The following is a 9756-nucleotide window of genomic DNA, read 5'->3' on the forward strand; positions in this document are numbered from 1 at the left end:
TATATGCAAATCCAAAGTTTTTCCGTTCGTTAGAAGAAAAGTTAGTAAGAGCTCAGCGTGTGCTTTCAAGGCGAAAAGTTGGTTCTTCGAATTGGAAAAAACAAAAAACAAAAGTGGTACGACTTCACGAAAAGATAGCAAATGCAAGAAAAGATATGTTGGATAAAATCTCTACTGATATTGTCAAAAACCACGACATCATTGGGATTGAAGATTTGTCTATTAAAAATATGTTAAAAAATCAAAAGCTTGCAAAGGCGATAAGTGAAGTCTCATGGTCAGAGTTCAGAAAAATGCTTGAGTATAAAGCGAAATGGTACGGAAAACAAGTTGTGACTGCAGCTAAAAATTTTGCTTCAAGTCAGCTATGTTCCAATTGTCGTCACAAACATAAAGACGTTAAAAATCTTGCTTTGCGTGAATGGGAGTGTCCGATGTGCAAAACTCATCACCAAAGAGATATTAACGCAAGTATCAATCTTCGTAACGAAGCATTAAGATTAACCGCAGGAACTGCGGGGATAGCCTAATCCATAACTAACCGTTAGGTTGGTGTTCTTAGGAATCTCCCACTTCAATCACACCGTAAGGTCGATAAGTGGTGGGTAGTTCAAAAATAATACTCTAGAGCAAACTCCAAGTAAAATTGACTTTAATTCATTGTACATGGTGAACGGTGAAGTAATGGAAAAACTTCGCCAAACCGTAGCTTCTAAGTCATCAACTGATCCCTTCAAACACCAGTCACGTAAGATGGAAATAGCTGAATTAGTTGATGTATCTTGTAAAAAACTAAATATTAAATCATTGCCGGAAGAGCCTATTATTACAGACGAACGATTACCTCGTTTACCGGGAAAAGTAAATCGCTGGTTAAATCTATTGAGACTACTGAACATTATCTAGTTGAAAGATAAACAACTGCCGGTCATTAAACAGGGAAAAGCAAATCCCATCCCATGAAAATCATCTTTCTTCCAAAGTATTAATCTTCCGTTACGTACTGGCAATTTTATTCTCATAAATCTTATATATTAACTGAAACGCCCCGCGCAAAACAGGTCGTTTCAGATACATTAAAGCTCCTTTATCCTTTCAGTTAGTTCATTGAATCTTGCATCTAAATGTTTATAGTCCTTATCTTTTGGAGTCATAAAACTAAGTCTCCCCAAAATTTCCTGTCTCTCTGTTTCCAGCTGGAGTCTGAGTTTTTCTTTATCATCAATTGTCGATGCTTGCTCAGAATGTTTTACAATGCATTGATTTTCAATCCGAAGCTCTATATTGGTTGTTTTTCTCTGGAAATATTGATCATGTGTTACGACAATTAATGTGCCGTCATATCCTGCCAATGTTTCCTCTAACTGCTCCCGGGAGGCTATGTCCAGATGATTAGTTGGTTCATCGAGAATAAGCACATCTTTGTCCTCAAGAATATATTTCATCAACTTACATTTTACACGTTCACCCATGCTCATTTGGCCTATTGGTTCTTTCCATTGGGATGCTGTAAAGCCCAAATGCTTCATCAGATTTTGCACGACTCCTCTATCTTTAAAATTTTCTTGATGAAACAGTTGAGCAGGTGATTGCTCCAAAGGTAAATCAAATACTTCCTGCGTTAAATAGCCTATCTCGGCAGAGGGGGAGATCCAAATATCCCCATTCGCAGTTTCTTTTTCCATTAGTATTTTCAAAAATGTGGTTTTCCCACTCCCATTTGCCCCTGAGATAGCTACTTTTTCACCATGCTGTATGGTAAGTTGCACATTACTGAAAAGGTTACGCCCCTCAAATGACTTTTCAACATTTTTAAATTCCACAAAACGCTTGCCGACTTTTTGGTTTGCTTTCATTGTAAAATGTACATTATATTCAGGCTCAACTGGCTGGGCGTTTATTTTTTCTAATTCCTTCTCGAGCCGTTTTTGTTTTGATTTAACTTGTGCATCCATTTTTTTTGCTTTTACTCGAAAATATTCTTTAAATCCATCCTTCTCAGTGGATTGTGCATGGGCTTTTTGGGACCAGGAGCTCAGTTCCTTTATTTGTGCTTCGACTCGCTGTTTCATTTTCTGCTGCTTTTCATATTGCCTTTGCTGGGTGAGTCGCTTTTGTTCGCGAGCTTTCATGTAACTGGAATAGTTTCCAAGATGGTGGATCACCGTCTGGTTTTCAATCGCCCAGATATTTTTGGCCACTTCATCTAAAAATCCCCGGTCGTGAGAGACAAAAATAATGGTGCCTCTCCAAGCGTTAAGTTGTTCAATAAGAAACTGTCTACCTTGAGTGTCCAGATGATTTGTCGGTTCATCCAGTAAAAGGATCTCCGCCTCTTGTGCCAAACCTCGTGCCAACCGTGCTTTTAGTTTCTCACCACCGCTCAGTTTAGTATAATCTATTTTTGGTACTTGCCATTTTTCTAAAAGTGCGGTTTCTAATGGGGAGCACTGCTCAAAGGTAAATGTTTTTGACTCTTGTTCTACTATACTAAGGACAGGTGCTTTACGCGGGTAATTTATTTTACCTTCTGTAGGTTGCCTTTTTTGTTGCAGGACATCCAACAATGTTGATTTTCCAGCTCCGTTTTTTCCGATAATACCAATCCGATCACCTTGCTGAATAGTGATATTAATATTTTTTAATAGAAGATATCCTTCTATCTCCACACAAATGTTGCGTAATTGCAGTATTTCCGTCATTTATTTATCCCCTTTTTACTGAGAGAATAAAAAAATCCTCCCAGGTGATTGGAAGGATTAGTTGCATTTATCCGTGCCTAAATAAGCTGCGCCTACGCATAGCTATTCCGCTCAAAGAAAAATGGGCATACTAATCCTAATTTTGCAGTCTTCGAAATCCTCATTTCAAATACTAAAAATAAGATTAGTTATCCATTGTCCACCCATCATTCCTCTCAATTTAGTTAAAGAGATTTTATCATAAATATTTGTAAAAATCAATCAGAGAAGGTGCCGCCTGACACTCCAACGATGCTACCCGAGACAATCAGCAAGCCCACCGAGACACGAGAGTGCCCATTCGAGACAGTCGGGCCACATCCCGAGACACAAGAGCCCCGCCCGAGACAGCCAGCCCACATCCCGAGACACAGGAGCCCCCACCCGAGACAACTGCAAACAGGTAAAGTGAAACTTTTTCACCAGCTGTCAATCAGGCATTTCTTCATCAATCTTTATTTTTAACAGGAGCACGAATTCATTTTCTTTTATTAGATTTGCTATATCATCTTCATTTTGAAAATCGATGGTTGGGATTTTGTTACTCGCAGTTTGCCAATAAGCAGCAAGTAGCTTGGTTTCACCCAATTCCAGATCAATTTCCTTTCCCTCTTCTATCGCATGTCCCCATGATGTTATGTACTCCTCGTTGAGATTTAAATCAATTTGTTCGGGTTGTATATTCACATTTGGACCATACAGTAAGACAGAACTATCAGATAGCATACCAAAACCCAAATGGCCTTCATCGACCTTATTTACACTCATTCCATAACTTAACTCGGTTACTGGCTGGTCGTCTTTTTTTCCATTCTGATATCTCTCTACCCATAGGCGAACCCACCGTTTATCCGCATGAGGCAAATAAAGATTATAGTCAAATAAAGTACCTAAGTTTAATTCATTAAATGTTTCTGTATATTTAGAGTCCGTAATGCTCGAAATAGTGGGGGACTTTTCTTGCGTACTTGCTGCATTTGAGCAACCTGTTATTATCAGAAAGCAAATGAATAGAACAACCAAATCCAATCTTTTCAACTGACCACTCCTCTAAAGTCCTTTTAGGCTTACTAAACCAATAATATAAAAAGCAAGCAGAAATTGAGTTAAACACTATCCTTTTGAAAAAGTTATCATAAAGGACAGCATATTTACTTTATAAAATCATTATATTCAAAAAATTAATCCTAATTAAGTATATAACAATATTTTACAAAAGAATAGTATGAAAGTAATGATCAGTAATGAGGTAATCTCTACATATGAGAGAGCTCGCAGCCCAAATGAGATGAGACCCTGCTGTCCAAATGAGAGAGCACCCAGCTCAAATGAGAGAACCCGCAATCCAGATGAGAGACCTCCACATCCAAATGAGAGGGCACTCAGCCCAAATGAGAGAGCAGCATGAAACCCTCGTTCGCCCATCGCCCCCACGCCAACCTGCGCTCTGCACAATAGTACCCTTATAACAAAAAAAGCTGCAGGACTTATATCCTGCAGCTAACATATTTATTATTAGATGGATGCCTCGTAAATAGATTTTACTGCTTTCTCTAATTCAGCATTAAATTCCTCATCTGTCTGGTTTACATTCAGATCCTGGCTTAATGCTCTGGAGAAGCTTGCGATCAGGCCATCATTTTCTTTTAATTTTTGATTTGCTACATCAGTGGAATATCCGCCTGATAATGCTACAACTCGTACCACTCTTGGGTGGTCAATTAATTCTTTATACGTATTTGCTACTGTTGGAATAGTTAGTTTTAACATAACTGGTTGATCTTCACTTAAGTCATTCAGATGGCGTAAAATTTCTTCTTTTAGCATCTCTTCACATTTTTCTTTTTCAGTGCTGTTTATATCAACTTCTGGTTCAATAATTGGAACGAGACCTGCAGCAATTATTTGTTTACCAACTTCAAATTGTTGATCTACAACTGCTTTAATACCTTCAGCATTAGGTTCTTTAATAACAGAACGCATTTTTGTACCAAAAATATGGCGTTCATTAGCACGGCGTAATTTATCATCTAAGTCTGTAATAGGCTTCATTAGTTGAACACCATTAGATTCTTCTGCAAGTCCTAAGTCCACTTTTAGGAAAGGAACAATACCTTTTTCTTCTGCTAGATAATCACCAGTATATTTACCATCAATTTTACTGTCCATTGTTTGTTCGAATAGGATAGCACCAAGGATATGCTCTGGATTAAAAGCAGGTGAGGTAATAATTCTTGTCCGCATTTGATGTACTAAATCAAACATTTCATCCTCATTGGAGAATGCAGTTTCCGGCACGCCATATGCAGCAAGCGCCTTAGGAGTACTACCACCACTTTGGTCAAGTGCGGCTATAAATCCTTTACCATTTTTAATTTTTTCAAGTTGATGCTGTTGCATGAATCTCACTCCTCTATTGTAATAGTGCTAGCTTCTTCAGCTAAGAAATTAATTATTCATAAGAAAGTGTGAAGCAACTCTCATGATTTAATTGTAGCATTAATATAGAGAAGGGTGTAGTAAGGCGCACAAAAAGAGTGAAAAATTTCACCATCATGCAAGTTTCGTTATTCAATAATATGAGGGCAAATGCTCTTTGCAGGAATTTTCAAGGCTATACCTAAAAAGGTTCCTTGCTTTTAATAAATCTCTTCAGCATAAAATCTGTAGCAATCAGGAAAATAACCATGCTAACTACAGTTGAAAACTCAGTCCATTCAATTATTCACCAACATTAACAACCAACTTTCCCCTTGCGTGTCTCGTTTCTGTTTTCTTCAGAGCTTCCAATGCATCATTAAAAGAAAACTCCTTTTCAATGACAAGTTGGATATCTCCAGAAGCGATTTGCTTAACAAGCGCTTTAACTTTTTTCTGAGTCTCCGGATGATGTCCCATTTGCCGTACAGTAATATTCCGCTCAGAAGTTAGATCCAGACCGTACCCCGAAACGGTTATAACCTTTCCGCCATCCTTTACAACCTGCATGCTGTCTTTTTCAGTACCTGGCTGGATAGCAAGTGAAGCCGTCACACCGTCCCTCGCCCAATCTCTGATCTGCTGTGGCCAATCTGGGTCATGATAATCTACGGTTTTTTCTGCACCAAGGGACTGCATGTATTCATGGTTTTTACTAGAAGCCGAACCAGCAACATGGATTCCAAGTGCAGTTGCGAGTTGTATGACGTAGGTGCCAATGGCTCCGGAAGCTCCGGCAACAAATAACGTATCTCCGGCGTTAAGGTCAAGCTCGCGCATACTTTCCAATGCTGTTTTACCTGCGACTGGAATGGCAGCGCCTTGTTGATACGTTAATTGATCCGGCATGGCGATTAAGGTTTCCTTATTAGCGGCTGCATATTCTGCCCATGCACCGCCCTTTGGTTGAAGGTTTGTTGTAAAAATAACTCGATCGCCGACGGAAAAATTGGTGACATTTGATCCGAGTTTAGCGATTTTTCCAGCGCCTTCTGTCCCAATAACATAAGGAAAATGAGCATCTTTAGGAATGAAATATCTATCATGAATACCGACACCAAATGCTTCTACCTGAACCAAAACTTCTTCCTCAGATATTTCAGGCAAAGTGACCTGGGCAATTTCCACTTCATCTGTCTTAGCGTTTGTTCGTACAAATGCTTTCATTAATGACATAGTGACGACCTCCTTGTTTTTTATAAAGAAAACTATTGGTTTTAGTCTGTCATGCATATGGTGATGCCTTTTTGACGTAAAAAAGGGCGATGTATATAATTAGTATACTAATATATAAGTATGGTGTTAACCATGAAGGGAATAGAGTTCCTGAACGGCTTCCAATTTTCTGATGCTAAATGGCTCACTTCCATTGTTAGATTTGTTATTAATATTGAAAAAGTTCAAGATATTAGGTTATTAAGTTTTTGAGGAGGGTAACAATGAAAATCAACAATATATTTTGTGTTGGACGAAATTATGCTAAACATGCGGCTGAACTTGGGAACAAGGTGCCAACCAAGCCAATGATCTTTTCAAAGCCGACACATTCACTTGTACATGCAGATGGAAAGGTGATTCCATATCCAGCAGATCAAGGAGATATTCACCATGAATTGGAAATTGTCTTATACATAGGCAAACCTGTCTCCGAGCATTCTTCTGTGGATGAGGTTGTTACACAAATGGCGCTTGGTTTGGATCTCACCTTAAGAGATGTACAAACTGACTTAAAAAAGAAAGGGCATCCTTGGTTATTGGCAAAAGGGTTTAAAAATGCTGCGATCTATACAGATTTTTGGGATTTTCCAGGTGAGACAGCTTGTGCAGAAACAGCTTTTTCATTGCATCAGGACGGTAAGGAAGTCCAAAAGGGGAATATTAAATCAATGATATTTCCTTTTAAAGACTTAATTCAATACATTCACAAACAGTTTGGTCTGAGCGAAGGAGATCTCATTTACACTGGCACTCCTGAAGGTGTGGGACCTATTTCAGATGGAGAAACATATGAACTTAGATGGGGTGAAGAAGTAAAAGGTAGCTTTGTCGTCGAACAATGATAGATAAAATTCCCTCTCTTTCTATTAATGTAGAAGGAGGGGGAGTTTCATTCATGTAAGGTTACAACAATTTGCTGAATTGCTGAGCTTGTTCCTCCAATTGTCTGGAGGATTGATTGAAATCTTTAAAATCACTAACTGTGGCATGAACCTTTTCTTGCCCTGTTTGCATATGCGTCTGCACATTTTTTGTTCCTTCTGTAATTGTATTAATTTCTCTCTTAATTTTATCTGTGTTATCTCGAATCTGTATAATGGATTTCTCTACATTATCTGATAACCTGCGTACTTCTTGGGCAACTACATTAAAGCCTCTTCCGTGTTCGCCAGCACGAGCAGCTTCAATGGCGGCATTCAATGCTAAAAGATTTGTTTGTGCAGCAATCCCTCTAACTGTTTCTACTATCTTACCAATTGCTTGGGCTTCCTGTTGCAGGCCTTGAAGGGTTTTAGTATTATTTTCGGATACACGAAGAATGTTTTCCATTAATACTAGAAATTCTTCGGATCGGTGGATTCCGGATTCTGCTTTGTCATTTAACGTGCTTGACATTTGAGTGAGATGGTCTGCTACATCCATTAGATCATTGTATCTATCTGTTATATTTGTCGCCACCTTAGATACCCCGATAACTTTTGTCTGTGCTTCGTTGTATATTGGCATATAGGTAGCCTCAAGCCATATTCGATCACCGTTTTTCTTTTTACGTTCGATTTTATCCTGATAAACGTTACCTGCAAGCAACCTTCTCCAGAACCTTTCGTATTCAGGGTTATTGGCAAATTCGGGAAAACAAAGTGAGTGGTGATGCATGTTCTGCATTTCCATTGGGGTGTAACCAATTGTTTCTGAAAAAACTTCATTCACATATGCAATACGCCGATCCAGTCCAAACCGAACGATAGCAAGATTTTCCTCTATAGCTTTTACAACGTGTGCATCGGTAACTTCTTCATTTATTTTTGTATGTAACATTTTTTCCTCTCTTCTCCTGAGATAAGTTACTACATCTAAAAACATCATTTTATAGATGAAATAAGGATGGTGTATGGAATAACTGATCTCTAAAAGAGAGTGGTGTTTAGCAATATCCTTAATTTATTATCCATCATTTAGAAATGAACGGATGACCTGTAACTATCTTTTACTTTTAATTTAGCAGCTTAGGTCTAATTCCCTATATTATAATAAATGAAACGCATATTGGACAGTAATATAGAACAAAATGGACGATGGCTATTTGATTTGCTAAAGTTTTAGTTGAAGGAAGCGATAAAATATTGCAAGTGTAGGAGGAGTAAAATTGGCTGAGCTAAAATTTGATATTATTGAAACACTTGGTGTACTTTCCGAATCACCAAAAGGTTGGAAAAAAGAATTAAACTTAATCAGTTGGAATGGAAGAGATCCCAAATATGATATTAGAGACTGGTCCCCAGATAAAGAAAAAATGGGGAAGGGTGTGACACTGACGAAGGCGGAATTGGAAGAACTCAAAAAAGTCTTAGAGAGATGATGCGGATCTCTCTAGGACTTTTTTAAATCGATAAATAATTAGTGCATTAGGATTGTTTAAAAATAGAAACTAAGAAAGTGTTAATATAGAAGTTTAGTAATACAACTTGCAGAAAAGGTGTTATACACAATAATAAATAGGTTAATTTTAAAAAAGCTTGTTTTTTCCCACTATTATCTAGGAGAAATTTTAATTTAATGAAGGGAGCGCTAATATGTCTGCAACTTATTTGGTTTTTGTATATGGGACTTTACGCAAGGATGAAAGTAATAATAAAGTTTTGGCAGATGCACGACTTGTTGCCGAAGAAGCATGGACTTCAGGAAGGCTGTATTCTACAACAAGCTACTATCCAGTTCTTGAAAAATATGAATCAGGGGAAGTATATGGAGAGTTATATGAAGTAACAAAGGATAAACTGGAGGAGCTTGACGAGTTAGAAGGATATATAGGTGAGGAGAAAGATAACTTGTATGATCGGATTCAACAAATAATTTTCACCGATAAAGCTAGTTGGCCAGCATATGTATATGTTATGACAAACAAAACATTGGAGATGCGTGTATCTTTAATAGAAAGTGGAGATTGGAAGAGGCATATACGATAAAGAGAACTTAGTTTTAGGGATTTTGAGGTTATATTCATACAATAAGGAAGGGGAAAAGAACAACTACCGTCCCGTTTTGGGGAAAAATGTTTTGCAACTGTTGACATTCGATTATAGAACATGTAATATTAATCTCGCTGTTCAAACAGAATACAATTTTTTCAGCACATCCCATTCATTATCATTCGAAAAAACATATTGACCTCGTATATTAATATATGGTATATTAATTAGGTCGCCAATTTGGGAGAGCAATGTGAAACTTATAAACTATGAAAAAAGTTGTTGACACATTATTCTCTGGATGGTATTATATTAAAGTCGCTTTTTTGAAGTGGCACTCTAATTCGTTC

General features: G+C 37.8%; 10 protein-coding genes. 5 read left to right on the plus strand and 5 right to left on the minus strand.

Annotation, left to right across the window (positions count from 1 at the left end; all coding sequences use genetic code 11):
• Positions 1-530, plus strand: a 530-nt coding sequence (locus tag JCM12304_RS18435; RefSeq protein ID WP_157360482.1) for an RNA-guided endonuclease TnpB family protein, incomplete at its 5' end; no start/stop codon positions are given.
• A gap of 136 nt (positions 531-666) precedes the next feature.
• The gene (locus tag JCM12304_RS18440; protein ID WP_172675328.1) at positions 667-906 is read left to right on the plus strand and encodes a hypothetical protein; all 240 of its coding nucleotides are present in this window, start codon (positions 667-669) and stop codon (positions 904-906) included.
• Between the two features lie 170 nt (positions 907-1076).
• On the opposite strand, the gene abc-f is transcribed toward JCM12304_RS18440, so the two are convergent.
• The 4 genes from abc-f to JCM12304_RS18460 all read right to left on the minus strand — a co-directional run bounded on the left by abc-f (position 1077) and on the right by JCM12304_RS18460 (position 6395).
• Positions 1077-2702: a ribosomal protection-like ABC-F family protein gene (gene abc-f, locus JCM12304_RS18445; protein WP_060681948.1), complete on the minus strand. Its 1626-nt coding sequence runs from the start codon at positions 2700-2702 to the stop codon at positions 1077-1079.
• A 468-nt stretch (positions 2703-3170) separates the two neighbouring features.
• Entirely contained in the window at positions 3171-3779 is a 609-nt protein-coding gene (locus JCM12304_RS18450; protein WP_060681949.1) for a hypothetical protein, read from the minus strand.
• A gap of 477 nt (positions 3780-4256) precedes the next feature.
• Complete coding sequence (locus JCM12304_RS18455) at positions 4257-5141, minus strand: fructose bisphosphate aldolase (protein ID WP_060681950.1); 885 nt, start codon at positions 5139-5141, stop codon at positions 4257-4259.
• A 321-nt stretch (positions 5142-5462) separates the two neighbouring features.
• Positions 5463-6395: an NADP-dependent oxidoreductase gene (locus JCM12304_RS18460; RefSeq protein ID WP_060681951.1), complete on the minus strand. Its 933-nt coding sequence runs from the start codon at positions 6393-6395 to the stop codon at positions 5463-5465.
• A gap of 263 nt (positions 6396-6658) precedes the next feature.
• On the opposite strand from JCM12304_RS18460, the gene JCM12304_RS18465 reads away from it, so the two are divergent.
• Positions 6659-7279, plus strand: a complete 621-nt coding sequence (locus JCM12304_RS18465; RefSeq protein WP_060681952.1) for a fumarylacetoacetate hydrolase family protein — start codon at positions 6659-6661, stop codon at positions 7277-7279.
• A gap of 61 nt (positions 7280-7340) precedes the next feature.
• Here the strand turns inward: JCM12304_RS18465 and JCM12304_RS18470 are convergent, their stop codons facing one another.
• On the minus strand, positions 7341-8255 hold the full coding sequence (locus JCM12304_RS18470) for a methyl-accepting chemotaxis protein (RefSeq protein WP_060681953.1): 915 nt from the start codon (positions 8253-8255) through the stop codon (positions 7341-7343).
• 328 nt (positions 8256-8583) lie between these two features.
• Between JCM12304_RS18470 and JCM12304_RS18475 the strand changes: the two genes are divergently transcribed.
• Together JCM12304_RS18475 and JCM12304_RS18480 are read left to right on the plus strand one after the other, a co-directional pair.
• Positions 8584-8796, plus strand: coding sequence for a YdbC family protein (locus JCM12304_RS18475; RefSeq protein WP_060681954.1), 213 nt, complete (start codon positions 8584-8586; stop codon positions 8794-8796).
• Between the two features lie 214 nt (positions 8797-9010).
• A complete protein-coding gene (locus JCM12304_RS18480) occupies positions 9011-9403 on the plus strand; it encodes a gamma-glutamylcyclotransferase family protein (protein WP_060681955.1) in 393 nt (130 codons plus the stop codon).
• Positions 9404-9756: the final 353 nt, after the last annotated feature.

This window comes from Virgibacillus halodenitrificans JCM 12304 (assembly GCF_001310895.1).
Classification (GTDB): domain Bacteria; phylum Bacillota; class Bacilli; order Bacillales; family Amphibacillaceae; genus Virgibacillus_Q; species Virgibacillus_Q halodenitrificans.